The 24,271-nt window shown below is 65.5% G+C and carries 35 protein-coding genes and 1 tRNA gene; 22 read left to right on the top strand and 14 right to left on the bottom strand.

Translation table 11 applies throughout. The annotated features are described in order from the left end of the window. Positions 1–44: 44 nt before the first annotated feature. The gene (locus ACU5AX_RS09340; RefSeq protein WP_446690655.1) at positions 45–239 is read right to left on the bottom strand and encodes a DUF1192 domain-containing protein; all 195 of its coding nucleotides are present in this window, start codon (positions 237–239) and stop codon (positions 45–47) included. A 75-nt stretch (positions 240–314) separates the two neighbouring features. Here ACU5AX_RS09340 and ACU5AX_RS09335 point away from each other — a divergent pair, with 75 nt between their 5' ends. Together ACU5AX_RS09335 and ACU5AX_RS09330 are read left to right on the top strand one after the other, a co-directional pair. Continuing rightward, complete coding sequence (locus tag ACU5AX_RS09335; protein ID WP_446690654.1) at positions 315–1,313, top strand: NAD(P)H-quinone oxidoreductase; 999 nt, start codon at positions 315–317, stop codon at positions 1,311–1,313. 82 nt (positions 1,314–1,395) lie between these two features. Further along, entirely contained in the window at positions 1,396–2,079 is a 684-nt protein-coding gene (locus ACU5AX_RS09330) for a hypothetical protein (protein ID WP_446690653.1), read from the top strand. Between the two features lie 84 nt (positions 2,080–2,163). On the opposite strand, the gene ACU5AX_RS09325 is transcribed toward ACU5AX_RS09330, so the two are convergent. Next, positions 2,164–2,424, bottom strand: a complete 261-nt coding sequence (locus tag ACU5AX_RS09325; RefSeq protein WP_446690652.1) for a hypothetical protein — start codon at positions 2,422–2,424, stop codon at positions 2,164–2,166. A gap of 191 nt (positions 2,425–2,615) precedes the next feature. Between ACU5AX_RS09325 and ACU5AX_RS09320 the strand changes: the two genes are divergently transcribed. From ACU5AX_RS09320 to ACU5AX_RS09310, 3 genes are all read left to right on the top strand, one after another. Beyond that, complete coding sequence (locus tag ACU5AX_RS09320) at positions 2,616–3,287, top strand: cell cycle transcriptional regulator TrcR (protein WP_332837948.1); 672 nt, start codon at positions 2,616–2,618, stop codon at positions 3,285–3,287. 68 nt (positions 3,288–3,355) lie between these two features. Next, positions 3,356–4,213: a dienelactone hydrolase family protein gene (locus ACU5AX_RS09315; RefSeq protein ID WP_446690651.1), complete on the top strand. Its 858-nt coding sequence runs from the start codon at positions 3,356–3,358 to the stop codon at positions 4,211–4,213. 87 nt (positions 4,214–4,300) lie between these two features. After that, positions 4,301–4,939 (top strand): glutathione S-transferase family protein, encoded by a 639-nt coding sequence (locus ACU5AX_RS09310; RefSeq protein WP_446690650.1) that lies wholly within the window; start codon positions 4,301–4,303, stop codon positions 4,937–4,939. A gap of 7 nt (positions 4,940–4,946) precedes the next feature. Here ACU5AX_RS09310 and ACU5AX_RS09305 read toward each other — a convergent pair whose 3' ends face one another. Genes ACU5AX_RS09305 through ACU5AX_RS09295 form a run of 3 tightly spaced genes read right to left on the bottom strand, consistent with a single transcriptional unit; the run spans position 4,947 to position 7,427 of the window. Next, complete coding sequence (locus ACU5AX_RS09305; RefSeq protein WP_198353593.1) at positions 4,947–5,744, bottom strand: transporter; 798 nt, start codon at positions 5,742–5,744, stop codon at positions 4,947–4,949. 54 nt (positions 5,745–5,798) lie between these two features. Next, positions 5,799–6,008 carry a DUF1289 domain-containing protein gene (locus ACU5AX_RS09300; protein WP_446690649.1) on the bottom strand — a complete coding sequence of 70 codons (210 nt, stop codon included), beginning with the start codon at positions 6,006–6,008 and terminating at the stop codon, positions 5,799–5,801. 12 nt (positions 6,009–6,020) lie between these two features. After that, a complete protein-coding gene (locus tag ACU5AX_RS09295) occupies positions 6,021–7,427 on the bottom strand; it encodes a DEAD/DEAH box helicase (RefSeq protein WP_446690648.1) in 1,407 nt (468 codons plus the stop codon). A gap of 536 nt (positions 7,428–7,963) precedes the next feature. On the opposite strand from ACU5AX_RS09295, the gene ACU5AX_RS09290 reads away from it, so the two are divergent. Then, a complete protein-coding gene (locus ACU5AX_RS09290) occupies positions 7,964–8,170 on the top strand; it encodes a hypothetical protein (protein WP_446690647.1) in 207 nt (68 codons plus the stop codon). Positions 8,171–8,350: 180 nt separating this feature from the next. Then, the gene (locus ACU5AX_RS09285; protein ID WP_446690646.1) at positions 8,351–8,902 is read left to right on the top strand and encodes a VOC family protein; all 552 of its coding nucleotides are present in this window, start codon (positions 8,351–8,353) and stop codon (positions 8,900–8,902) included. Between the two features lie 144 nt (positions 8,903–9,046). On the opposite strand, the gene ACU5AX_RS09280 is transcribed toward ACU5AX_RS09285, so the two are convergent. Continuing rightward, positions 9,047–9,496 (bottom strand): hypothetical protein, encoded by a 450-nt coding sequence (locus ACU5AX_RS09280; protein ID WP_446690645.1) that lies wholly within the window; start codon positions 9,494–9,496, stop codon positions 9,047–9,049. Between the two features lie 80 nt (positions 9,497–9,576). Between ACU5AX_RS09280 and ACU5AX_RS09275 the strand changes: the two genes are divergently transcribed. From ACU5AX_RS09275 to ACU5AX_RS09265, 3 genes are all read left to right on the top strand, one after another. Beyond that, on the top strand, positions 9,577–11,010 hold the full coding sequence (locus ACU5AX_RS09275) for an FAD-binding oxidoreductase (protein WP_446690644.1): 1,434 nt from the start codon (positions 9,577–9,579) through the stop codon (positions 11,008–11,010). Positions 11,011–11,072: 62 nt separating this feature from the next. Continuing rightward, the gene (locus ACU5AX_RS09270) at positions 11,073–11,834 is read left to right on the top strand and encodes a SapC family protein (RefSeq protein WP_198353587.1); all 762 of its coding nucleotides are present in this window, start codon (positions 11,073–11,075) and stop codon (positions 11,832–11,834) included. Positions 11,835–11,985: 151 nt separating this feature from the next. Beyond that, a complete protein-coding gene (locus ACU5AX_RS09265; RefSeq protein WP_446690643.1) occupies positions 11,986–12,534 on the top strand; it encodes a cytochrome b in 549 nt (182 codons plus the stop codon). Between the two features lie 173 nt (positions 12,535–12,707). Here ACU5AX_RS09265 and ACU5AX_RS09260 read toward each other — a convergent pair whose 3' ends face one another. After that, positions 12,708–13,547, bottom strand: a complete 840-nt coding sequence (locus tag ACU5AX_RS09260) for an N-formylglutamate amidohydrolase (RefSeq protein ID WP_446690642.1) — start codon at positions 13,545–13,547, stop codon at positions 12,708–12,710. A 91-nt stretch (positions 13,548–13,638) separates the two neighbouring features. Between ACU5AX_RS09260 and cpdR the strand changes: the two genes are divergently transcribed. Beyond that, on the top strand, positions 13,639–14,016 hold the full coding sequence (gene cpdR / locus ACU5AX_RS09255) for a cell cycle two-component system response regulator CpdR (protein WP_446690641.1): 378 nt from the start codon (positions 13,639–13,641) through the stop codon (positions 14,014–14,016). Positions 14,017–14,062: 46 nt separating this feature from the next. Then, positions 14,063–14,137: transfer RNA gene (locus ACU5AX_RS09250), tRNA-Val, on the top strand. Positions 14,138–14,149: 12 nt separating this feature from the next. Here ACU5AX_RS09250 and ACU5AX_RS09245 read toward each other — a convergent pair. From ACU5AX_RS09245 to ACU5AX_RS09220, 6 genes are all read right to left on the bottom strand, one after another. Continuing rightward, the gene (locus ACU5AX_RS09245) at positions 14,150–15,490 is read right to left on the bottom strand and encodes a site-specific integrase (RefSeq protein WP_446690640.1); all 1,341 of its coding nucleotides are present in this window, start codon (positions 15,488–15,490) and stop codon (positions 14,150–14,152) included. A gap of 160 nt (positions 15,491–15,650) precedes the next feature. Then, positions 15,651–16,097 (bottom strand): hypothetical protein, encoded by a 447-nt coding sequence (locus ACU5AX_RS09240; protein ID WP_446690639.1) that lies wholly within the window; start codon positions 16,095–16,097, stop codon positions 15,651–15,653. A gap of 148 nt (positions 16,098–16,245) precedes the next feature. Continuing rightward, on the bottom strand, positions 16,246–16,452 hold the full coding sequence (locus ACU5AX_RS09235) for a hypothetical protein (RefSeq protein WP_446690638.1): 207 nt from the start codon (positions 16,450–16,452) through the stop codon (positions 16,246–16,248). Further along, positions 16,449–16,685 (bottom strand): hypothetical protein, encoded by a 237-nt coding sequence (locus tag ACU5AX_RS09230; protein WP_446690637.1) that lies wholly within the window; start codon positions 16,683–16,685, stop codon positions 16,449–16,451. The genes ACU5AX_RS09235 and ACU5AX_RS09230 overlap by 4 nt, the downstream gene beginning before the upstream one ends. 94 nt (positions 16,686–16,779) lie before the next feature. Beyond that, the gene (locus tag ACU5AX_RS09225) at positions 16,780–17,265 is read right to left on the bottom strand and encodes a hypothetical protein (RefSeq protein ID WP_446690636.1); all 486 of its coding nucleotides are present in this window, start codon (positions 17,263–17,265) and stop codon (positions 16,780–16,782) included. A gap of 427 nt (positions 17,266–17,692) precedes the next feature. Beyond that, the gene (locus ACU5AX_RS09220; protein WP_446690635.1) at positions 17,693–17,938 is read right to left on the bottom strand and encodes a transcriptional regulator; all 246 of its coding nucleotides are present in this window, start codon (positions 17,936–17,938) and stop codon (positions 17,693–17,695) included. Between the two features lie 145 nt (positions 17,939–18,083). Between ACU5AX_RS09220 and ACU5AX_RS09215 the strand changes: the two genes are divergently transcribed. The 7 genes from ACU5AX_RS09215 to ACU5AX_RS09185 all read left to right on the top strand — a co-directional run bounded on the left by ACU5AX_RS09215 (position 18,084) and on the right by ACU5AX_RS09185 (position 21,181). Beyond that, positions 18,084–18,545 (top strand): helix-turn-helix domain-containing protein, encoded by a 462-nt coding sequence (locus ACU5AX_RS09215; protein WP_446690634.1) that lies wholly within the window; start codon positions 18,084–18,086, stop codon positions 18,543–18,545. Between the two features lie 171 nt (positions 18,546–18,716). Next, on the top strand, positions 18,717–19,166 hold the full coding sequence (locus ACU5AX_RS09210; RefSeq protein WP_446690633.1) for a helix-turn-helix domain-containing protein: 450 nt from the start codon (positions 18,717–18,719) through the stop codon (positions 19,164–19,166). A 22-nt stretch (positions 19,167–19,188) separates the two neighbouring features. After that, positions 19,189–19,476: a hypothetical protein gene (locus tag ACU5AX_RS09205; RefSeq protein WP_446690632.1), complete on the top strand. Its 288-nt coding sequence runs from the start codon at positions 19,189–19,191 to the stop codon at positions 19,474–19,476. A 28-nt stretch (positions 19,477–19,504) separates the two neighbouring features. Continuing rightward, positions 19,505–19,954: a hypothetical protein gene (locus tag ACU5AX_RS09200; RefSeq protein ID WP_446690631.1), complete on the top strand. Its 450-nt coding sequence runs from the start codon at positions 19,505–19,507 to the stop codon at positions 19,952–19,954. A gap of 6 nt (positions 19,955–19,960) precedes the next feature. Further along, positions 19,961–20,326: a hypothetical protein gene (locus ACU5AX_RS09195; RefSeq protein ID WP_446690630.1), complete on the top strand. Its 366-nt coding sequence runs from the start codon at positions 19,961–19,963 to the stop codon at positions 20,324–20,326. Beyond that, a complete protein-coding gene (locus tag ACU5AX_RS09190) occupies positions 20,317–20,649 on the top strand; it encodes a hypothetical protein (RefSeq protein ID WP_446690629.1) in 333 nt (110 codons plus the stop codon). The genes ACU5AX_RS09195 and ACU5AX_RS09190 overlap by 10 nt, the downstream gene beginning before the upstream one ends. 199 nt (positions 20,650–20,848) lie before the next feature. After that, on the top strand, positions 20,849–21,181 hold the full coding sequence (locus tag ACU5AX_RS09185; RefSeq protein ID WP_446690628.1) for a hypothetical protein: 333 nt from the start codon (positions 20,849–20,851) through the stop codon (positions 21,179–21,181). Positions 21,182–21,355: 174 nt separating this feature from the next. On the opposite strand, the gene ACU5AX_RS09180 is transcribed toward ACU5AX_RS09185, so the two are convergent. Continuing rightward, entirely contained in the window at positions 21,356–21,787 is a 432-nt protein-coding gene (locus ACU5AX_RS09180; protein WP_446690627.1) for a hypothetical protein, read from the bottom strand. A 266-nt stretch (positions 21,788–22,053) separates the two neighbouring features. On the opposite strand from ACU5AX_RS09180, the gene ACU5AX_RS09175 reads away from it, so the two are divergent. The 3 genes from ACU5AX_RS09175 to ACU5AX_RS09165 are packed head-to-tail and all read left to right on the top strand — an operon-like array spanning position 22,054 to position 24,148. Beyond that, complete coding sequence (locus ACU5AX_RS09175; RefSeq protein WP_446690626.1) at positions 22,054–23,055, top strand: hypothetical protein; 1,002 nt, start codon at positions 22,054–22,056, stop codon at positions 23,053–23,055. A gap of 52 nt (positions 23,056–23,107) precedes the next feature. Then, positions 23,108–23,491 (top strand): LexA family protein, encoded by a 384-nt coding sequence (locus tag ACU5AX_RS09170; protein ID WP_446690625.1) that lies wholly within the window; start codon positions 23,108–23,110, stop codon positions 23,489–23,491. Between the two features lie 15 nt (positions 23,492–23,506). Beyond that, entirely contained in the window at positions 23,507–24,148 is a 642-nt protein-coding gene (locus ACU5AX_RS09165) for a hypothetical protein (protein WP_446690624.1), read from the top strand. The last annotated feature ends 123 nt before the right edge of the window (positions 24,149–24,271 follow it).

The following is a 24,271-nucleotide window of genomic DNA, read 5'->3' as shown; positions in this document are numbered from 1 at the left end:
GGGCCGATGCCGGTTGCGACCGGCGGGGGCGATACCCGGCTGCGTCATCGCCGGAATAAGGCGTCGGCGCTTGCGCGGTGGTCAACGGCGCGTTGCATATGCGTCCGGGTCCGCTCGATCTCCGCGGACAGCGCGGCGATCCGCGCCTCCAGCTCGGCGACCGACAGCGGATCGAGATCCTGCCGGTGCAGTTCGGCAAGCGCGTCATTGGGACGAGATGGGCGGTCGTCCAGTTCCATGATCCCGGCAACGTTGACCCGCGGCCGTGCGATGTCAATAAGCTGAAGGCCGCCCCACCAATAGGATGCGACCGGATGAGCGATCTTCCCCAGACGATGCAGGCGATCGATCCGGCCGAGCCCGGCGGGCCGGAGGTGTTGCGGCTGGTCGAGCGGCCAGTGCCGCAACCGGGCGCGGGCGAGGTGCTGATCCGCGTCGCCGCGGCGGGGGTCAACCGGCCCGACGTGCTGCAGCGCCAGGGCAACTATCCCCCGCCGCCGGGCGCGCCGTCGATCCCCGGCCTGGAGGTCGCCGGCACGATCGCCGCATTGGGCGAGGGGGTGGACACGCTCTCTGTCGGCCAGCCCGTCTGCGCCCTGCTCGCCGGCGGCGGCTATGCCGAATTCGCCACTGTCGCGGCGGGTCAGTGCCTACCGGTCCCCGACGGGCTGGAAATGTATGAGGCGGCCGCGCTGCCGGAGACATTGTTCACCGTCTGGACCAATCTGTTCGAACGCGCCTTCGCCAGCCAGGGCGACACGGTGCTGGTCCATGGCGGTACCAGCGGCATCGGCACCACCGCGATCGCTCTCGGCAAGCTGTTCGGCCTGACCGTCATCGTCACCTGCGGCGACGCCCGCAAATGCGCGCGGGCGCTGGAACTAGGCGCGGACCATGCGATCGACTATCGCGAGCAGGATTTCGTCGAGGAGGTGCGCCGGATCACCGACGGGCGCGGTGTCGCCATCGTGCTCGATATGGTCGGCGGTGATTATGTCCCGCGCAATATCGCCTGCCTTGCCGAGGACGGCCGGCACGTGTCGATCGCGGTGCAGCGCGGCGCCCACGCCACCGTGCCGTTGTTCGAGATCATGCGCCGCCGGTTGACGCTGACCGGATCGACGCTGCGTCCGCGCGATGCGGCGTTCAAGTCGCTGGTCGCCGACGAGATCCACCGCCACGTCTGGCCGCATGTCGAGGCGGGGCGGCTGCGCCCGGTGATCGACCAGATCTATCCGCTCGGCGAGGCGGCGGCGGCCCATGCCCGGATGGAAGCGGGCGACCATGTCGGCAAGATCGTGCTGACGCTCTGACCGGATCGGCACAAGGTCATTTCGCGACCGGATCGAACCGTGGTGCGGTGCGTTGACGGACGGTTCAAGAAGAGGAGAGGGGATGCGGCCCTGGCGGTTGGGGGCGACTCTGGTCGCGATGGCGGTATCCTGCCCCTGCGCCGCGCAAAGTGCGCGCGAGATCCTGACCCAGGCGTCCTTCGCCGATCGCGATCCCGACGATGCGCTCAAGAAGGTCATGCAGGCGCAGGCGCTGACCAGCGCGCAGCTACGCCGCGACCCGGGCGATCGCGAAGCGCTGCTGATGCAGGCAACGGCGCTGGGGTATCGCGCCAAGCTGACCGGCAGCCGCACCGACGCGGTGGGCGCACGCCACGCGTTCGAGGCGCTGGTCGCCCGCGATCCCCGCAATGCTGAGGCGCAATTGGGTTTCGGCGCCTGGCATATGGGGGCGATCGCCAAGGTCGGCCGGATGGTCGGTCGTGCCTTGCTGGGCGCGCAGAAGCCGGTCGCGTTCGCCGCGCTCGACCGGGCGGTGGCGCTGGGGGGTGATCGCGCCTTGTTCCCGGGACTGGCCGCGTTGCTGCGGCTACAGGCCGATCCTGCCGACCCGCGCGGGCGACAGTTGGCGGAAGTGGCGGCGCGCGCCGGCGTGGTGACGCCGCTCGACCGGCTGATGCAGCGCGGCGCGGTGGCGATATTGGCATCGCTGCGCAGCGACGACCCCGCCGCGACCCGCAAGCTCGCCTCGCAATTGCTGCCGCTGGGCCGCTTGCCCGATCGCTAGAGTTGGCGGGCTCGCGAAGCCAAGAAAAGGGCCCCGCGGATCGACGCCGCGAGGCCCAATTTCATGCCGTGACGGCGCTATCGATCAGTTGCTGGCGGAATTGTCGCCGCCATCCGTCGCGACCAGCACGATCGCGACCAGTGCGGCAAGCACGCCGATGCTGATGAGGGTCGCGGTCGGCACCGATGCGCCGATCTTGCTCTTGCCGGCGGCCGGCGCCGCGGCGCGCGCGACCGAGAGGCTGGCGGCCGGGTTGCCGGTCGTCGGCGCGGCCGAGGCGGCCACCGGTGCGGCGAGAAGCGCAGTGCCGGCAACGGCGGCAAGCAGGCCCTTGAGGACGGTCATTTTATCAAACTCCCTGAACACGATATGCGGTGATCGAGCGTCGCATAGTCGAGAATTGTGACAGTTCGGTCAACGCAGGTGCCGCAAATCGTACGCCAGTTGCCATTCGGCCACACGCACAGTACATCGGGCCATTGTGACGGCCGCTCCGTGATGGGGCGGCCCTATTTATTTCCGACGGAGTAAATCCCGTGGCCCAGCCGCTCATGCCTCATGCGACCGCTTCCTGGCTGGTCGACAACACCTCGCTGTCGTTCGATCAGATCGCCGACTTCTGCGGGCTGCACATCCTCGAAGTCCAGGCGATCGCCGACGATACCGCCGGCACCAAGCTGACCGGTCGCGATCCCGTCCGCGCCCATGAGGTGACTCAGGACGAGATCGACAAGGGGCAGGCCGATCCGGCGTACCGCCTGAAGATGACCAAGGGGCCGGAGCAGGTGCGCCGAACCAAGGGGCCGCGCTACACGCCGGTGTCCAAGCGCCAGGACAAGCCGGACGGCATCGCCTGGATCATCCGCAACCATCCGGAAATCAGCGACGGCGCGATCAGCAATTTGATCGGCACGACGCGCACCACGATCGCCGCGATCCGCGACCGCAGCCACTGGAACATCGCCAACATCACGCCGAAGGACCCGGTGACGCTCGGCCTGACGTCGCAGCGCGAACTCGACGCGGCGGTAGCCAAGGCCGCCAAGGCGGCGGGTACCGAGCCGGCGCCGCAGGATACCCGGCTGGAGGGCGATCGCGAGGCGCTGATCGCGTCGCTCCGTGCCGAGCGCGAGGCGGCCGCCCGCGGCGGTGTCGAGGGCGAGACCGACGCGCAGGCAGAGGCGCGGGCGCTGTTCGGCGACCGCTGAGCCGGAAGAGCTAGGCGTCGCCCCTATCCTGCGTTAGCCTGGCGCCACAACCGATCGGGAGAGGCGCGATGTGCGACGAATGGACCGCCGAGGATAACGACCATCATCTGTCGCGCCGCCAGTTCGGCGCGGCGGCCGGCGTCGCCGGCTTGGCGATGATGCTGCCGGTCGCCGCCGATGCGCTGCCGGCGACGGGCCGCGACGTGACGATCGCGACGCCCGACGGCCAATGCGACGCCTATTTCACCGCGCCGACGAGCGGTCGTCACCCGGGCGTGGTGATGTGGCCGGACATCATGGGCTTGCGACCGGCTTTCAGACAGATGGCGGATCGGTTGGCGCAGAGCGGTTATGCCGTTCTCGTCGTCAACCAGTTCTACCGTTCGACCAAGGCGCCGTTCCTGAAGGAAGGCGAATCGTTCGACCAGCCGCAGGTGCGCGACCGGATCATGCCGTGGCGCGAGAAGCTGACGCCGGCGGCAGTGACGGCCGACGCGCATGCCTTCGTCGCGTTCATCGATCGTCAGCCCGGCGTCGATACCAAGCGGCCGCTCGGCACGGCAGGCTATTGCATGGGTGGCCCCTTCGTCCTGCGCACCGCCACAGCGGAACCGGCGCGGGTCCACGCCGGCGCCTCCTTCCACGGGGCCCAGCTGGTCACCGATACGCCGGACAGTCCGCACCGCCTCGCGCCAAAGCTGCGCGGCAGCTATCTGATCGCCATTGCGGAGAATGACGATGCGCGCAGCCCCGGCGACAAGGAAGCGTTGCGTGCCGCCTTCGCCGCGGCCAAGCGCCCGGCGGAGATCGAGGTTTACAAGGGGGCGATGCACGGCTGGTGCGTGATCGACAGCCGCGTCTACAATCAGTCGCAGGCGGAGCGCGCCTGGGGCCGGATGCTCGACCTGTTCAAGCGGACGCTCTGACCCAAGCTTTTGCATTGCTTCGGGATTGACGCGCCGCTTCGGGAATGTTCCACATTCGTTCGCAAACGAATCGCTGGGAGACGAACGATGGCGGCGCTGACCTTCTACACCAATCCGCAGTCGCGCGGGCGCATCGCCCGCTGGATGCTGGAAGAGGTCGGCGCGCCCTATGATACGGTGGTGCTCGATTATGCGTCGAGCATGAAGGCCGACGATTATCGCGCGATCAATCCGATGATGAAGGTGCCGGCCATCCGCCATGGCGACAAGGTGGTGACCGAGGGAGCGGCGATCTGCGCGTATCTGGCGGCGGCCTTTCCGGTGGCCGATCTGGCACCGCAGCCGGACGAGCTCGCCGATTATTACCGCTGGCTGTTCTTCGCGGCGGGCCCACTGGAGGCGGCGGTGACCAACCGCTCGATGAACTTCGAGCCGAACAGCGACCAGCAACGGATGGCGGGCTACGGCCATTTCGATCTGGCTGCGACCGTGTTCGACGGGGCGGTGGCGCGCCATCCCTATATCGCCGGTGATCGGTTCACCGCGGCGGACGTCTTCGTCGGGTCCGCGGCGATGTGGTACACGCAATTCGGCCTGTTGCCGAAGACCGAAGCGATGACCGGCTATATCGCCCGTCTCGCCGAGCGGCCCGCCTATCGCCGCGCGGCGGAGATCGACGACGGGCTGATCGCCGCGGCCCAGGCGTCGGCGCCGGCGACCGCCTGACCGCGCGTCAGAACCGCTGCGCGACGCCGAGCAGCAATTGCCAGCGCGGGGTGGCGGGATTGAGCCCGGCATAGGCGGCGACATCGATCTGGGCGTTCTTGCCGAGCTGATAGGCGGCGGTCGCATCGAACGAGGCCTTGGTCTCGTGGCCGCCGGGATCGTCGTCGCGCCGCACATAGGTCTCGCCGGCCAGCTGCAGCGACTGGGTGGCTTTCCAGCGCAGATTGGCGACCATCGCATAAGCGAGGTGGCGGCCGGCGCCGTCCTCGTTCGGCGCGGCATCGACTTCGGGATCGACGGTGATCGACCAGGCCTTGGACAGGAAGACCTGCGCCGGCACGATCACCCCGGCGCCCCAGGTGCCGGCGCCGATCGGCGTCCGCCCGACCGGCAGCGTCACGAACGGTTGCAGGCTGATCGCCGCGCCGCGCGACGGACCGCCGTCGCGCAGGCTCTGGCGCACGCCCAAGGTCAGGTCGCCGCTGCCCGTCTGCCGGTCGATCTCGCCGGAATGGCGGTCGCGCGTCCTGTCGATGCCGTAGCTGGTGAATCCGGCGCGCAATTCGGTGCTGCGCGTCAGGCCGTAACGGACGAGCAGATCACCGACGAGCGTCTCGTCCTCGATCGTGTCGCTGTCGCGGCTGTGCGACCAGTCGATCAGGCTCGCTTCGGCCTGCACCTTCCCCGCATCGAGCGTACAGGTCGGATTGCTCTTGCCGGGCCGGTCGGCGCAAAAATCCTTTTCCGCCTGCGCCTGGCTCGCCCAGATTGCGAGCGGTGCGATCAGCCAGCGCGCTTTCATCATGCCATCTCCCTTTCGCCAGCGTAACGAGCGGCGGAGGGTCCGGTTGCCGACCGGCTAAAGGTTGGGCTGGCCGAGCGCCCGCATGCGCGCCGGCAGCGCGGCGAGGATCGCCCGGCGCTCCTCGGCCGGTTTGGCGCTCCAGTTCGAGATCTCGCCGATCGTCCGGCCGCAGCCGCGGCACCAGCCGGTGGCGGCGTCCAGCGTGCAGATGTTGACGCAGGGCGAGGCGAGGCTGATCGGCTCGGCCGGAACCAGTTCGATCATCGCGCCTCAGCCTCAGTCCTCGACCGGCGCGCCGACCGCGAGCGACACCGACAGGAAGTCGGGGATCGGCCCGTTCCAGCCGCCGTTCCAATCCGACTCAGTGTTGTCGTCGTGGGACTCGCGGCGCGGGCGCCGATCGTTGCCGCGCGGACGCTCGTCGCGCCGCGCCTCGGCGGGGCGGGGAGTCGCTTCGGCAGCGCGGCCACCACGCCGCGCACCGCGCTCGCTCCGGTTGCCACCACGCTCGCCATCACGCGGGGCCCGGGCGCGGGGCGCCTCGTCGTCGCCGTCGTCACCGGTGTCGAGCGCCAGCCGGTCGATCTTCTGCCCGGTCAGCTTCTCGATATTCTCGATATTTTCTGCATCCTCGGCGGTGATCAGCGTGTAGGCGGTGCCAGTCGCGCCACCGCGGCCGGTGCGGCCGATCCGGTGGACGTAATCGTCGGGATGCCAGGGCGCGTCGAAGTTGAACACGTGGCTGACGCCCTTGATGTCGAGCCCACGCGCCGCGACGTCGGACGCGACGAGAATGTTGATCTCGCCCTTCTTGAACAGGTCGAGCTCGGCGAGCCGCTGCGGCTGTTCCATGTCACCATGGATCTCACCCGAGCGGAAGCCGTGCTTCTTCAGGCTCTTGTTCAGCTCGCGCACCGTCGTCTTGCGGTTGCAGAAGATGATCGCATTAGTGACATCGTCACGGCGCAGCAGCTGGCGCAGCGCGTCGCGCTTCTTGAACGACGACCCCGGCACCGGCACCAGGAACTGCTTGATATTGGTGTTGGTCGTCGCCGGCCGCGCGACCTCGATCGTCTTGGGATTGTCGAGGAACTTGTCCGCCAGCTTCTTGATCGGCGGCGGCATCGTCGCGGAGAAGAGCAGCGTCTGGCGCTGCTTGGGCAGCTTGGTGCAGATCTCCTCGATATCGGGGATGAACCCCATGTCGAGCATCCGGTCCGCCTCGTCGATGACCAGCATCGAACAGCCGGTCAGCAGGATGTTGCCGCGACCGAACAGGTCCATCAGCCGGCCCGGCGTCGCGATCAGCACGTCGACGCCCTTTTCAAGCGCCTTGATCTGATCGCCCATCGACACGCCGCCGATCAGCAGGGCCATGGAGAGCTTGTGGCCGGCGCCGTATTTCTCGAAATTCTCGGCGACCTGCGCGGCGAGTTCGCGCGTCGGCTCGAGGATCAGCGAGCGCGGCATGCGGGCGCGGCTGCGGCCGTGGGCGAGGATGTCGATCATCGGCAGCACGAAGGCGGCGGTCTTGCCCGTCCCCGTCTGGGCGATGCCGATCAGGTCGCGCATCATCAGCACGGACGGGATGGCGCTCGCCTGGATCGGGGTCGGCTCCGAATAGCCGGCCTCGTTGACCGCCTTCAGGAGTTCGTCGGAAAGGCCGAGATCGGCAAAGCTCATGCAAATGTCCGGATAAGGGCGCGCCAGACAAAGGGGTGGCCGCCGCGCTGCAACGTCGCCCCCGCGCGCTTGCGGATTTGGGCGTAAAAGTCAAGGAAACCCGGCGGGCAGCCGAAGACGAGGCTCGGCGTCGGCCGCGAGTCTTGACACAATTGACACCTGAAACGGACGAAAACGATCTTCGCCATGCAACTTCGTTGCGCGGGTAGGTTGCGGTGCGGGCTCTTGCTCTTCGTCATGAGAAGTCGCGGTCGACTCGATGGGCGATCAGGGTGATGACAGAGCCGGGCCATGTAGGACAGTGCGGCGCGTGCCGCGATGACGTTACGTCGTGTTGCAAGGCCCGGAATGCGCGCCAACGCCCAACGGCAAGCATTCGCGTTTGGCCTGGAGCAGATTCTACGGCTGAGGGCTGACCTTGAAATGCCGGTAAGCCAACAGTGCGTACCCGACCCCAGCTTTGGAAACAAAGTCGTCGGCGTCGATTGAGTGCACCAAGCGTTCCATCGAGGAGCGGGGCAGCAAGGGGCATCAAGATGCAGGTCGTCCGCGGCAACGTCGAAGGTCCGATCACCCTAGAGGCCGATACGGTGCTGCGGGGCAACGTCATGGGCGATGTCACCGTGCGTCCTGGCTGTCGGCTTGAGCTTCGCGGCAACGTGATGGGCGATGTCGTACTGGAGGGCAACGCAACGGCTAGGATCAAGGGCAACCTCATGGGAGATGTAGTGCAAGCCGGATAGCTCCGTGAGAACGCCGGTTGCTCAATCACGGCAGTGAACAGGCCGTGTGCGCCCAACGCCGGACGCTCAGGCTGACGATCTCCTTTCCAGACAACAGTCGCTCGTTGCGCGCGGTGGTTAGAGCTAGCTCCCCGCGCCAGATTTCTCCTCAACAGTAGATTTGGGGCATGGAACGTCACCATGAAGATCATGTTCGCCGTGCTGCTGGTGGCGGTCGCAGCCGGGGCGCAGGCCCAGACAGCGCAAGAACGACCCATTGGAAGGACAGCCATGAATGACGCCGCAAATGTGATTGCCGTCGACCACACGGGCTTCGCCGTGTCGTCCTTGAGCGAAGCCATCCGGTTTTGGACGGGAGCGCTCGGTTTCACGCTAGAGCGGCAATCGGAAATGGGAGGCGAGTTCCTGCATCAGGTGACAGGCGTCGATGATCCCAGCGTAAAGACGGCGATTGTCAGAGCGCCAGACGGTTACGTGGTTGAGTTGTTGCAATATTCGAACGGCCGCCGGAACGGGGTGGTGCCATCCAGCGCGGGTTCGATCGGAGCGGCACATTTGGCGCTGACCGTAAAGGATATCCATGCGGCCATTTCCCGAGTCGAGGCAGCCGGATGGAAGGCCAAGGGTAGTCCCCTGCCGATCGCCGGTGGTCCACGCAAAGGAACGCTTGTGGCCTATGTTTCAGGCCCCGATCATATCACGGTAGAGCTGATGCAGCGGCCGGTCGGCTAAGAGACGAGCGAGACTTTTTTCCACTACCCGCCCCTTTCTAGCGAGGGCAGCGAGCCGACGTCTTCTATCGCAACCAGCCTGCCAGAAGCCGCTGTTCCGCTTCCCCCCACAGCCGGACGCTCGTTCACGACCCCCGCGCTGCACTCACCGCACGGCGACCAGTTTGCGGAACGCCTTGATCTCGCAGGTCAGCCCGGATCGCATGCTGAGCACGTCGCGGCCGGCGCAGACCTGGCCGTCCGCCGCCGGCTTCAGGTAGAAGCGCGCATAGAAATCCATCGGCCGGCAATCGTCGCCGAGCTTGGCCCGGATGCGCCGGTTGCCGGTGAGCGCCAGGTCGAGCATGCCGGCCCCGCTGACCAGCGCACCGCCGAGATCGGCGATGGCGATGCATTTCGGCCCCTTCTTTTCCTTCCAGCGATTCGGCGTCACGGTGACGGCGCGGGGCGGCGGGGCCGACGGGCCGACACGGATCACGATGCGCTCGTGGATCGTCACCTGCGCCAGCTGAAGGCCGCCGAGATCGTCGCCCACGGCGGCGACGGCCGGGGCGGCGAGCGCCAGCAGCGAAACGGGAATCGCGGGATGGATCATGCGGGATCGGTCATGACGAGATCGGCGACTCCTAGTCCGCATCGTTGAACACGGGATGAACTTGGCCTAGCGCCAACGGCATGACTCCCGCGCAGACCGCGATGCTCGAGGCGCTCGCCCCCCGGCTGGGCCGTCAGGCGATCGTCACCGACCGCGACCTGATCGCGCCCTGGGAAATCGACTGGCGCCGCCGTTTCCACGGCCACGCCCCCGCGATCGTCGCCCCCGCCGACACGGCGGAGGTCGCCGCCGTCGTCGCCGCCGCCGCCGCGCATCGCGTGCCGCTGGTGCCGCAGGGCGGCAACAGCTCGATGGTCGGCGGCGCGACGCCGCCGGCGGACGGATCGGCGCTGATCCTGTCGCTGCGCCGCCTGAACACGATCCGCACCGTCGATGCCGAGGCAGGGCTGGCGGTGGCGGAGGCGGGGGTGATCCTCGCCGACCTGCACGATGCCGCGCTGGCGGTGGATCGCCGCTTTCCGCTGACCCTGGGCGCCAAGGGCAATGCGACGGTCGGCGGCCTCGTCTCGACCAATGCCGGCGGCACGCAGGTGCTGCGCTTCGGTTCGATGCGCGGGCTGGTCGCGGGGGTGGAGGCGGTGCTTGCCGACGGATCGATCCACGACGGGCTCGCCGCGCTGAAGAAGGACAATCGCGGCTACGACCTGACCCAATTGCTGATCGGCGGCGAGGGGACGCTGGGCATCGTCACCGCCGCCGCGCTGCGGCTGGTGCCGCTGCCTGCGGTGCGTGCGACCGCCTGGGCGGCGACGCACGACCCGGAAGCGGCGCTGAAGCTGTTGCGCCGCTTCCAGCATGCCAGCGACGCGGTCGAGAGTTTCGAGATCCTGCCGCGCGAATCTCTGGCCGCGGTGCTCGCGCATCTGCCGACCGCGCGCGCGCCGCTTGCCGGCGACCATCCCTGGCATCTGCTGATCGAGCTGACCGGCGCCGACGCGCCCGCCGTGCTGGAGCGCGAGCTGGCGGCGGGACTGGATGACGGGCTGATCGCCGATGCGACGATCGCGGCCAGCGAGGCGCAGGCGCAGGCGTTCTGGCGGATGCGCGAGTCGATCTCCGATGCCGAGCGCGCGCTCGGCCCCGCGTCGCAGCACGACATCTCCGTACCGGTCGCGATCATGCCGCGCTTCATGATCGAGGCGGCGGCGGCGTGCGAGGCGCGCTTCCCCGGCACCCATGCGAGCGGCTTCGGCCATCTGGGCGACGGCAACATCCATTTCCACGTCCGCGCCGCGCCCGGCACCGATCCGGCGCGCTGGTATGCCGAGGACGTACCGGTGGTGACGCGCTTCGTCGACGATCTGGTCGTCGCGGCGGGCGGGTCGATCGCGGCGGAACACGGCATCGGTCAGATGAAGGTCGCCGAGCTCGCCCGCCTGTCGTCGCCGGCCCGGCTGACCGCGCTGCGCGCGGTCAAGGCGGCGATGGACCCGCTCGGCATTCTCAACCCCGGCAAGCTCGTCGCGCTTGCGCCCCCCGCCGCCGCGCAATAGAGCAGCCGCCGGTTACCGGCGCGCGGGCCGCGCCAAAACTCACGGATACGGAGAGAGTTCCCATGGCCAGTGCGCCGCTTCCCCTGTTCTACAACGGCCTCGAGCCGCTTTCGAGCGAGATGCATGCGACCTGGCGCGTCAAGCCGGCGGACAGCGCGCCGTTTCTGATCGGCCAGCATGCCATTCCGATCACCACCGACGAATTTCCGCTCGTGCAGCGCTTCATGCCGATCGTCTTCTCGAGCGGCGACGATGCCATCCCGCTCGCGCTGATGGGCCTGAACGAGGGCGTCAACGTCTTCGTCGGCGACGACGGCAAGCTGACCGAGAGCAATTTCTACGTTCCGGCCTATGTCCGCCGCTATCCCTACATGCTCGCCCGGCTGCGTCCCGACAGCGAGGAGCTGTCGCTGTGCTTCGACCCGACGTCGGAGACGATCGGCGACTTCGCGGAGGGCGAGGCGCTGTTCGAGGGTGGCCAGCCGACCGAATTCACCAAGAACATCCTCGGCTTCGCCGAACAGTTCGAACAGGCCGGCGCCCGTACCCAGGCGTTCATGAACGAGCTGCGCGAGCAGGAGCTGCTGATGGAGGGCGAGGTCACCATTCAGGTCGACCAGAACCAGCAGCCGTTCGTCTATCGCGGCTTCCAGATGATCAACGAGGAAAAGCTCAGCAACCTGCGCGGCGACCAGCTGCGCAAGATGAGCCAGTCGGGCATGCTGCCGCTGCTCTATGCGCATCTGTTCTCGCTGGCGCTGATGCGCGAGGTGTTCGGGCGCCAGATGGACCAGGGCAAGGCCCCGCAGCCGCAGCTGGGGTAAGTACCGATAGTCCCCCGTGACCGTCGTCATCCCTGCCGCACCGCCGGGGTGACGACTGGGGCTGCAAGGAACCGCACTGCGACAGGCCGGTCTTGACCTCGGGCTTGCAGGGCGCAACGGTACGGTTCCTAACCCAGAGAAAGAACCGACGATGAGCCGACTGCCGCGCGACGAGCGCTATTCCCGCGTCGCCATCTGGTTCCACTGGACGATCGCGGTGCTGATCGTCGCCAATCTGATCATCGGCATCGGTCACGACGGCATTCCCGCGCTGCGCCGGCTGATGGGCGCTCATATGGCGATCGGCATCACCGTGTTGGTGCTGACCGCCCTGCGCCTCTTCTGGCGGCTGGGGCATCGTCCGCCGGCCTATCCCGCGGCGATGCCGTCCTGGGAAAAGGGTGTCGCCCATGCCAGCCACTGGACGCTGTACCTGCTGATGGTCGCGTTGCCGGTGACCGGATGGATGATGGTCTCCGGACCCGAGGCCCGCCGGCCATTGAGCTGGTTCGGCCTGTTCAACGTGCCGCTCCTGCCCGTCTCCGGCGCCACCTCCGGCTTCGGGCACGAGGCGCACGGCGTGCTCGGCTGGATGATGGTCGCCTTGCTCGTGCTGCACGTCGCGGCGGCGCTGCGCCACCATTACATCCGTCGCGATTCGATCCTGATCCGGATGGCGCCGGCGTTCGATCGGCACTGATCGTTAAAAAATTCGCACCGTTCGGTCGCAGGGGTTGAACCAATCGCGCCGTGACTTATTTGTAACAGCGTACGGTTCTCGTGTCCCCCCTTTCGCGAGGCCGTATGACACACCTTCGGGTGTGTCTCCTCCCTGAACCTTGGCCACCTCGTGCTCGGCACGAGGTGGTTTTTTTATTCCGCCGCCAGCGGCAGCGTGCCGCCCGACGCCTCGTCCTCGACCGCGGCGATCATCCGGCGGAGCAGCGCCACCGTCTGTGCGAACCCCGATCCGAGCTCGTCGAGCGCGGCGTCGAGATAGAGCGCGCGATCGAATTCGATCTGGATCGCATGCACGCCCCGCGCAGGATCGGCGTGCCGCGCCAGGATGTGCCCGCCGGCATAAGGCGTGTTGAGCGCGACGCCGAGGCCGACCCGCATCGCTTCCGCCTCGAGCCGCGCGACGAAGCGCGGCGCCGCCGATTTGCCGAACCGGTCGCCGATGACGATCCGCGTCGCATTGCCCAGCGACGGCATCGAATGGATGTCGAGCAGCACCGCGACCCCGAAGTGCGATCGCGCCGCCGCCAGCCGCCCGGCCAGCATCGCATGGTAGGGCCGATGATCGGCGGCGATCCGCGCCGCCACCTCCGCGGCGGTGAACCGGCGCCGCCACAGGTCGCCGGCCGCCCCGGCGCGGCGCGGGATCAGCCCCAGGCCACTGCGCAGCTTCGCCGACAGCGCCGGCTGACCCTGCGGCCGGACGCCCTCGTCGACCTTGGCGTCGCGCTCCTCCTCGCTGCGATTGAGGTCGATCCAGGCGCGCGGCCGGCGCTGCACCAGCATCGTCTCGACCCCCCGCGCCGCCGCCGCGACCTGATCGATGTGGCGATCCTCCAGCAGCGCCAGCGCGGTCGCCGGCACGCGCAGGGCCGCGACCAGCGCCGGCGGATAGGCGCGTCCGGCGTGCGGCACCGACAGCACCACGGGGCTGGCGGGAGGCTCGGTGCCAAGCAGGTCGAACGAAGCGTCCATCAATGGCACGTCTTATCCGCTTTGATGCGTCCATGCGCTGGAAATCTGTCCGCACCCGCCGCATAGAGGCGCGGAGACTCAGGAAGGGCCGATGATCCGTATTCTGCTGGCAGAAGACGACCAGGTGATGCGCGAATATCTGACGCGCGCGCTGGAACGTGCAGGCTATGCCGTCGCGGCGGTCGACCGCGGCACGGCGGCGCTGCCGCTGCTCGTCAACGAGCGCTTCGATCTGCTGCTCACCGATATCGTCATGCCCGAAATGGACGGCATCGAGCTGGCGCGCCGTGCCAACGAGATGGTCGAGGGGCTGCGCGTGATGTTCATCACCGGCTTTGCCGCGGTGACGCTGAAGGCGGGGCGCGAGATGCCCAATGCCCGCGTCCTGTCCAAGCCGTTCCACCTGCGCGACCTGGTGGCGGAGGTCGATCGCGTTTTCGAACGGGGAAATGCCAGCGGCATCAATTGACGCTTGCATCCCCGCAAGCGCCCGGCTAATGGCGCCACTCCCTTGTGGGCGTGTAGCTCAGTGGTAGAGCACTGTGTTGACATCGCAGGGGTCGCAAGTTCAATCCTTGCCACGCCCACCACCAAAGTTACGGCTATCCGGTCATTTTTGCCTCCTCGGCGAGAGGACCGGATAGCCTGACTTCGGCGCAGTTTCGGCGCAGAGCACCTGGCGCACGAAGCTCAATCTCCCCGACAATGTCACTGAGCGCGGTCGCGACGGTCTTGAAATGGCCGATCGCATAGACCTCGGTCATGCTGTTCGAGTCGTGACCGAGGAAGCCCTCGAGGTCCCACTTCGCCACGCCAGGTCGATTGCGGACGATCGTCGCAAGGCTGTGGCGCAGCAGGTACGGCTTCCATTCTCGGCCGGACGGCAGCTTCAGCTCGCGCAGCATGGTCCGCCAGGACGTGTCGACGTCCAGGACCGAGCGGCCGTAATAGTTGACCAGGAAGCCTGCGCCCTTCCGCGCGGTGCGATCGAGGCGCTCATAGACCGCCAGCTCGGCTGCCAGCCAATCCGCCAGCACTGGCAGGACCGGTATGACGGGCCGATACTTGTTGGTCTGGGCCCGGCCGAAGGGATTGAGGTCAAGCGTCGGCGATCCTGGGTACCACTGCTCCCGCTCGGGCGCGACGCAGATGTCCACGACGCTGTCCGGCCGCGCCATCGTGCAGATCGATCCGACCAGGAAGGCATGCAGCGAGGCGCGCTTCTTCCCCGGCTCGGCGGCATAGGCAAGCATATCGGCGATCGCCGGCACGTCGATTCGCACCTTGCGCGGTCGCGACACCTGCTTGCGTGGCAGCGGCTTGTATATCGGCCGGCGTTCTGAGCGCGGCGGATCCGCATCAGCGGCATGGTTGAGCGCGGCCGCCACCTGCAGCACCGACTCCTCGGTCGTCGCAGCTGCGCGCGGCCGCGAGGCGGTGATGGCGCCGGCCTTGTTGCGCCACACGACCGGCTGCTTTGCCGACCAGGCGCGAAAGGCAGTGATGAACGGCGTGCCGCACGCGACAGCGCAGCTGGTCTCGAGCCCGAACGTGCCGCCAGCCTCCTCCTCCGCATCCAGGAAGTCGGCGACGTGCTTGAGGCGCGCGGCGATGCTGTCGGCCGATCGCGCGTGCACCGCGTGCTCGAGCTGATAGTCGGCCATGGCGTCGGTCAGCAGATAGGCGTCGGCCGAGGCGAGCGGCTGGCCACAGGCGTAGCAATACGCCGGCGCCTCGCTTGCATCACCGAGGTAGCGCCGATCGAGCGCTACGATCGCTTCGTCGACGTCTGTTGTACCCGTCGACGCGCTTGCTTCGCGTCGCGCCTCGGGATCGTACCAGAAGACGTACCAACGAGGCGAACGGGGGGTGCCGTCCTCCCGTCTGAGCTTGTCGAGCCAGTATTTTCCCCTGCGATAGACTGGCGCCTGGCGTTCCGGCATCGTCCCTGTTCCTTCAGAAATTCGGCTTTGGCGTCGTGAAGCAGGTCGATGAGACCGAGGCTGACGAGCAGATCGAGGTCGGCAGCGGTGAGATCGACGCCGCGCCCGACCTCGGCGGCACGGCTGACCCGTTTGTCGAGGTGGACGATCGAAGGGGCATTCATTTCGGGGGACCTCCCAGCAGGAGCGGGCCCGGGCGGCGAGCCTCGTATTCTGCGGCGATCGGCGCCGCGATCCGGTCGTAAACAGTGGCGCCATCGGCCATCACAACGTTCGCGAGGAATGCTTCCTCGAACGTCTCAACGCCGCTTTCCACGCTCTCGAGCTTCGCTTTGATGACCAGGAGCAGGGCCCGGCCGCGCTGGCGACGCCATTGCTCCCCGACGCGCTGCGCGTCCTGGCGTGGCCCCTTCATCTGCTCGACCTCTTCCCGCGTGGGGAAAGTGACGCGGAAGCGCACCGCGCGATCGGCCAGATGGAATTCCAGCGTGAACCGATCACGCTCCTCCATCTGGCCGATCCGATCAGCACCCGCCCTGCGGACGAGGCCCGAGATCTCCGCGATCGAGCGCTCGAAAGGCACCTTGGTGTCCTTGGCAAAAGTCATGCGCGCCTCGTCCACCAGCAGAGGTCGCACTCACCAGTCGGGTGCAAGCTGCACTCGGGGCATGGACGGGCGATCAGGCGTATCCTGTTCCACCGCCTGCGCCACCAGCTGCACGGAGGCCGACCCGGGGGCTTGCCGTCGATCGGTGTCACGCTCCCTCCCTCTCCCCGTTCCTCGGCCATGTGCGCGCCTCCGTCGAAAGGGGGCTGCCGATCGCGAACAGCCGGGCTTTGCGGCGGAGGTCGGCGTTTTCAGCCATGGCCGCGTAATAGAGGAGGGCGAAGGTCAGGGCGGTGATCAGCAGCAAGCCGATTACGGCCGCGATCAGCACGAGCTCGAACGGCGACAGCGTCATGGCAGCACCGCACGCAAAGCGTCGGCAGCGCCAGCGGGATCGATCAGGAACATGATCGCGGTGACCACAGCGGCGGCACACAGCGCCAGGTGTCCCATCATCGACAGGCTAAGCTGGTCGGCCGGCACGGCGGGCGCGCAGCGCTCGCAGCTGCAGTGCATCGCATGATACCGAGCGGTGAGCGCCGGGGGCGCGCTATCCCGGTGGTGGAAGGTCTGGCCAGTCGAGAACATTGGCTTTTCTCCGGGCATGCAAAAGGCCGCCTCCGAAAGCGGCATGCGTCGGAGCGGCGTGGTTCAGTCGTGGCGTCGTTGCTTCGGGCGTCGGCTAGATCGGGGCGCCGTGTGCTCCTTCCCTGGCGCGATCGAGCGCGTCGCGGCAGACCGCGATCGCGCGATCGACGATCTCGTCGCACTGTTCGAGTTCGGGGAGGGCAGCGCGCAGCTTGTCAGGATCGGCGTTGCTCAGCCCGATCGCGACCAGGGCGGCGATCGCCTCGCCGCCTTCCTTCGCCAACGCTGCACCGAGATTGCCGAGCGCGGCAGCGTCGACGAAGCGCTCGGCGTGCTTCGTCTCGAGGCGACGGCTGTACGCCTCGAGCAGTGGGAAACCGCCCCCGTTCTTCTCGTGATAGGCGAGATCAAGCAGCTCGGCATCGCGCATCGAGAGGACCTCGCGCTTGTCTGGGTCGGTGCAGGCGCGGAGATAATCCTTGCCCTTGTTGGTTACCTCGGCGGCCCGCTCGATCGTCAGATCGCCGAGCACCCTGAACAGCGTGTTTTCGATCGACAGGGCGTCGCGAACCTTGGTCATGCCACTGCACCGGAAAGGGCCGCCGTCGGGAGCAGACGAAGCTGCTCGCGGCGGGCAGATTGAGACTGCGGCGCGCAAGGGGCGCGCCGGATGCGAAAGGTCCAGGCTGTCCGTGCTTGCTCCACTGCGACTTTGGGCGCGCGCCGACGGGAGAGGAAACGTCGCGACAACCCGGGGCGGCCAGGCGCCCGGTTCGAAAGGGTGGCAGGCATCACGGCGACCCGACGGCAATTTTGACAAACTCCGGGCCTTCCACCCCGCCGGCCTGCCAGCGCCGGGGCGAAATCAATATTATCAGTCAGGTTGGTGCCGGCCCCTTGGGGCAGGCCGGCACCGTTTTTACCGGAATGCAGATTGCTTGCCCGCGCGCCTGGGATGCGCGAACTCCGACCGGCCTGCTGGCGGTCGAACTGATAGGGAGGGGGCGTCATCGCGCTGCCTCGAGAAGATCGGTTTGCGGTCCGCCCAGGTGCTCGGACGGGTACAAATCTGGGCGCAACCTGTGTCGGCTAACTCCCGTAGCGGCCTCCAGCGGGAGAACCCACTTCGCACTGCACACCTTGCCGGACGCGAGCTTTGCAGAAACCGCCTGCTGAGACACCTTAAGCAGCCGCGCGGTCGCAGATTGGCCGTTGAGAAGCTGCACAGCCTCCGCCAGCGCGTCGGCAGCCATCTGATGCGATTCTTCTGGTGGGCGACTCATTCTTGCTACCTACAAGTGTATTTGTAGGATGGTCAACCAGAAATGGTCGTCGCCATCTACAAATTATCCTGTAGCTAAAGGTACCGTGCTAGACGCGGATCGTCTCCGGGCTCGAATGAAGCTGATCGGCCTGTCGCAGTCAGAGCTGGCACGACGCGTGGGCGTGTCTCAGCAGAACATCGGCCATCTTCTCTCTGGCAACGCCCAAGGGTCCAAGCGCCTCCACCTGATCGCTCGGGAGTTGCGCACCACGCCCGCCTATCTCACCGGCGAGATCGATGATGCAGATGAGGGGGCACCGCCGCCTGTGCCACCCCGGCCGCCGCGGATTATGCTCGAGGTTGTGCTGCCGTCCGAGGATTTGCTGGCGGCCATGTTCGAGGGGGTGCTGCTAGGGATCGACCGCGAGCTGCCGCTCGACGCGCAAGCTCGGCTGCTCGCACGGTCGCTCCCCATCGCGATGTCGCAAATTCAATGCGCTCGACCTGTCCCGGCGCCTCCCGTTCCGGAGATCCGGGCGGATGCGCGAGAAGCTGTTGAAGCTCTCGCCACGCATGGTCACGGAGGGCAACCGTGACGCTGCAGGCGACGGTGCAGAAGGAACAGCCGAGGATACAGGCAGGCGCAGAAAGGAGCATACGATCTCGCAAGCGAGGGAATCGAGGGCACAGCTTGCTCCTTGCCCAGGCCAGATTAGCAGATCGTCTTAAGATTAGGACAAAATCGCTGCCGATTTGGTTCTATCTCCGTGCCTGACGTCCGGCTGAGCCCTCGCCAGGCGGAATGTCTACGGCTCGTCTATCAGCGCCGTACCACCAAGGAGATTGCGGTGATCCTTGGTCTCGCGCCGGGCACCGTCAGCACCTACTGCAGCGAAGCCGTTGCGCTGCTCGGTGCGCGCGATCGGCGCCACGCTGCCGAGATTTTGCACGCCCTGGAAACCGCCCCCTCAAATCAGGGGCCCCAATCTGAAGGGGTGGCCGACGAGGCTGTCATCCCGCCAACGATCGTCCCGCCAGGCAAGCCGGCCCACCCCCTGGGCCCGCTTTCGCCACAGAATAGGGATGCAGACAATGACACAGGCGTCTTCGCTCGGCTCGCATGGATCCTCGTCCTCGCTATCGGTCTTGCGGTCGGGTTCGGATCGATCGTCTCGTCGACCCGAGCCATCAGCGACGTCGTTCGCGAGCGACAATGATGCTGCGAAGGTAATCGAGCTCATGCACAAGTATGAGGACACGCTGCGCAACGCGCACGTCGCAGGCTTGGAGCTGCTGCTTGGAATGCGACAGGCACAGGCGGAGCGTGGTCTGACGGCGATTACCGGACACGCGATGTTCCGCCAGTTCGATGAGGCTCAAGTGCAGATTGGGACGGCGATCGCCAGCGCGGCCGCCGGGCACCGGCTGGCCCGCTCGGTCGCGACGTCGGTGGGCGTCGACCCGCACGCGTACGGCGAGGTCACCGATCCTGCCGCGGTAGAAACGCCGCTGCGGCGGGTCGGCTGAGCTAGGCCACGATGAACCAGGCGGCCCGATGCTGCGCATAGTTGCTTTCGAGCTGCTGCAGCTAGCGGTCTCCTGGTTCGCGATACGGCGAGGTGGCGCGCCTGAGCGCGTTGTTGGCTGGATGCTGTTGATTGCAGCGATAGCCAGTGTGGCGATCGGCGTGCCAGCAAGCCAGTGGCGCGAGATCAGCGTCGTGCTCGTCGCGGTCGATGTCGGCGTGCTCCTCGGTTTGGTTGCGGTGGCGCTGCGAGCCAATCGCTTCTGGCCGTATTGGGCCTCTGCACTGCAATTGCTGGCGATCGGCGTCCATGCCGCACGCGCCTTTGATCCAACCTTGGTGCCCATCGTCTATTCCCGGATGATTGGGGAGGTCGCCTATCCCATGTGCTTCGTGCTCGTGATGGGGACCTACCATTACATCCGCCGAACACGCCGCCAGGGGGTGGCGCCTAGGCCTTGGGCACCGTTCAGATGGTAACAGACCATGGAGCAGAAGCCCGGTACGTCGCCGGCCGCGGCGCGGGTACAGCGCGCGTTTGAGCTCTACGCGGCCCGGCGGGCACGCGATGCCGCTTTCGGTGCAGCGGCAGACGGTTTTGGTGAGCCAGCTTGGGACATGCTGCTGATACTCTGCGTGCATGACGGACCTGGCGGGGGCCTGACACGTGACACCCTGCTGGATGCGGCTGGCGGCACGCGGATGATCGCGGAGCGCTATCTAGACTGGCTGGCATCGCGCGAGCTGATCACCGTCGACGTTGAGAACGGGGACACGGTCATCCGGCTGCAGGAGCACGGTCGAGTTTTGCTCCAGGCCTACTTCGATCGGGAGACCAAACGATGCTCATGATGGGAGCGGGCGCGCAGATCCGTATCGCGGCGGACCCGGAATATTATGATGCGCTAGCCAACACCGTCAAAGGTGAGAAGCTGGTGCTCGCTCGTGAGACTGATCAGTCAGACTCGCGGATCGCGGTGCTGAACGAAAGCCAGGAAATCATTGGCTGGCTGCCGCCCGACGATCCGATCGTTGCAAAGCTACTTGGTGGATCGCGGTATCAGGCAACGGCAGCGAATATCGTTCGTGGCAGCGGATTGACCCGCTTCACCAACATACATCTGTCGATCACCCTGCCCCTTGGTGAGCTCAAGATGCCGCCCGACCTGAATTAGATTGCTGCCGATCTAAGGGGTTATCGCGCGGGTACTTCCCCAATAGCTTCACGCAAAAGCCGCGCATTTCTGCGGCTCTTGGACAACCACGGCGGAGGGCATCTCCGCCCTGTGCTCATTGCTTGACGGGATAATGGGCCGCTCATCGGGCGAACCCATCACAGAGGTTCCCACAAGGGGAACATACGGGAGAACGTCTATGAAGATACTGAAGCTTCTGGCTGTAGTGCCAATGGCCTTGATTGTTCCATCCGTAGCAGTTCCGACCCCAGCAAAAGCTCGGGGTACGCAATGTATGTATGATTCATGGCATATTGCTGATCGGGCTACCAACAATGCGCCGCATACCGATCCTGATTGGCAGGCTATCCAAACGCAATATATGGAAGATAACTGCGGCGAAGAGCAGGACGGCACTAGCTTCTACGGGCTAGGTTATTACTATTGCGAAAATCGACACCTTCCTGAACTTTGGCCCGCAGATCAGCCTTATCCCGCGGGCTGGGGTGGCTTTGACTGCCGCCCGATCTAATTGACGGCCATGGGTAAACTGACGACTTAAACGGGTGGCGGATGCAATCGTGCATCCGCCATTCAACCTCGAGAGCCCCGTCACGGAATTGGCTAGGCGGAGGGTATCTCCGCCGCGAATGACTGTTTTGGGAGGGAAGCGGACGTTCGCGAGATCAAGACCGAGGGCCGAACGTCAGTACCATCGCTTTTGCCACCGCGATTGGACGATGTTCCATTGTTCGTCGGCAAGGCTGAAACCGTAATAGCTATTCGCCGCTTCTCGGACGTCAGTGATCCCGTTCGCTTTGGCGCTCTCAATCGCCTCATCGATCAATTCAGTCGATCGGTCACCTGGCGCCGGACGAAACCACCGACGCAATCGAGTTAGCAAGTTAGCCGGGGGTCGCACGCTTCGCCGGTGCATCAACCCATTTGAGAATGCCACGATTAATTTCAAAGGTACGCAATCAGGCAAAATAGCAGAATAGAGGTACGGGTCTGACGACCGTTTTTGGGCGATAGCGGACGCGGGTATCGAGCGGGTATTTCTGCCGCGCGCAGCCTCGAAACCAACGCTAATCTGCGGGCTGGCGGCAACCACGGCGGAGGGCACCTCCATCTGCATCACTCATCTTGAGGTGCCGCCGGAGCATCGGGCAAGCGGATTTTTCGTATATCGTTACGCGGGGGGTTCAGTGACTCATGTTTCAAAGTAGACCTTGGTACGAAACTTGGCCCGACGGATCCGAGGGGAGTTTCAGCCCCGAACGAGCTGCAAGTAATGCTGAGTTTCTTGCTCGAATACTTGGGAACTGGATTGTCCAGCTCCCCAAAGGGCCGAAGCCACACCCGCTAAATCAGTCTTGGAATTACGGTGGATCTGCTGCTTTCATGCAACTGAACCGACTGGCTGAAGATATCCGGATACTAGAAGAGGTGCCGGGATTAGTAGCCTTGATAAGCGATTTGAAAATCGTGAAGCGGTTTGAACCCACATTGCACGAAATTCATACGGCAGCGCTATTCCATCGTGGTGCTCAGGCAGTGCTGAAGTTTTACCCTCACTCAAATGACTCAGTTCCTGATTTTGACACAAATATTCAACAGAGGACGCCAGTAGAGGTAAAACAGCTGATGCCGTCTGCGATGTCTAGTAGATTTTCAGGGCTATCATTTGAGCTTCATCAGCAGCTAATCAAAGATCTGGATATAGCTAATCTCAGCGCCGAGGCAGAGATCGTCATTGCCGTTAAAAAATACGGAGATATGCCTCATCCGGCGGAGCTCGTCGGATTAATACCTGAAATACTGAGCGAACTTTTGCGGGGGAGAATGTATGCAAGCCCCGTTTTCAATCTATTTGCGAAGCCGCTGCCTCCGTCTGAGGGATTTCATGAGAGAATAAATATTCAGGTAATTTCGCCAGCCGATCCGAAAGAGGACGAGAGAGTGGAAGGCTTGCTCAAGAAGGCTAATCGTCAGCTTCGGTTAAATACTCAAGAAGCGGCTCCAGGGATCGTTTGCATTGGGCTTAGCGAGATGCAGGACGCTGAGGCAGTTGTAAACTTAATGCAGCGCAAATTTTCCGATGGTCAGTTTCGGAGCATATCCGCGGTACTGCTTCATCGAAACGCCCGGTTTGGTGATAGTAGATCGGATAAAATGGCGGATGCCCTTTCATTTGTATCCAACGAGAATGCCAACGTACCAATTGTGTCTACAGTGCAATTGAGCGGCCCCGAGCTAATCGGAAAAATCGAAGAGCTTCCTCTCGGTGACACCATCTCATGCTACAATACGTGTTGGAGCCAAGGTCGCATAAAAGACAAAAATTTGCCAGGATGGATCGGAGTGAACCCGATGCGGCGGGCCGATCCCAAAATGTTCGCGTAAATAGCCTTATTCAAACCTCGCGTATAAGCGTTATTCCACCTATGTTCCTCAAATGGGGGTATCATGGATGGGAGTGCAAACTGCTGTAGTTGCGATCCCGCGGCGGTACGAGGCGTTGGCGTACATCATCGAGCGGATCGTCCAGACCGGCATCAGCCCGAGCTATGACGAGATCGCCGACCGGCTCGGCGTGCGCAAGACCCGCGCACGCGAGCTGGTCGACCAGCTGATCGCCGAGGGTTTGGTCGAGCGGCCGCTCGGCAAACAGCGCAGCTTCCGCGTTCGCGACGTCTCCGGATCGCGCAACATCCTGGTCGAGGTGCTGAACCGCCTCGGCTGGACTGACGCCGTGCCGCTCGGCGAACTCGAGCAGCCCCGCACACATGAGCGGCTATCGATGTTGCCGCCATTCGCGCATTTGCCGAGCGTCGATTAGCCGGGAACCAGCATCATGCAGAGCAGCGAGCGCGAGGCGCAACGCATCGAACACCTCGTGCTCGGCCGGCCACGGCCGGCGCCGATGACGGGCCCTAAGCCGAAGGGCATGTCGAAGCAGGAGTGGCGCGCTGAGAAAGCGCGACTGCGCGCCCGCGGGAGCGAGCTGCTGCCCGGCATCGAAGAGCGCGTGTCGCTGATCGAGGCGTTCGGCGGCCGGCAGGGGACACCCGAAACGATCGCCCAGCTTGAGCACCGGGAGCGACGGTCCGGCGCGATCGCGCGCCTCTATGCGACCAGAGCGATCGACGCCGATCAGCTCGCCGCGGCCGACAAGATCGCGACGACGTACCGCGCCGTGACAGCCGATGCGCCGATGCAAACCGCCAGCTGGGAGACGCGGACGGGCGGCGGCTACGGCGGTGGCGACGCCGATATCATGATCTTGGGCGCGAGCCTGGGCGAATATGCGCTGTGGTGGTGGCTGCGCACGATCCAACAGCCGCAGGCGATCGTCGCGATCGTCGTGGCCGACATGGCGCTGACAACCGCGGCCGACCGCTTTGCGCTATCAGTGCCGCGGTTGCGTAAACTGCTCGGCGAGGCGCTGACAACCTGGTGGCTGCGGTTCGGCCGCGGCGACGTCGTCGGCTCGTAATCCCTGCACTTTCGAGCACTGCACACACGAGCGGGGCGCAAAATCGTCACGTAACGGCCAGAAACGACCCCGCCACAGCCGCGTCTGGAGCCCGCCTCGAGCGGACTTTTGCGCTTCTGGGAG

The sequence above is a fragment of the Sphingomonas benefaciens genome (assembly GCF_052907485.1).
Note: the sequence above shows the minus strand (reverse complement) of the source record. Positions and strands in the feature narration are given on the sequence as shown.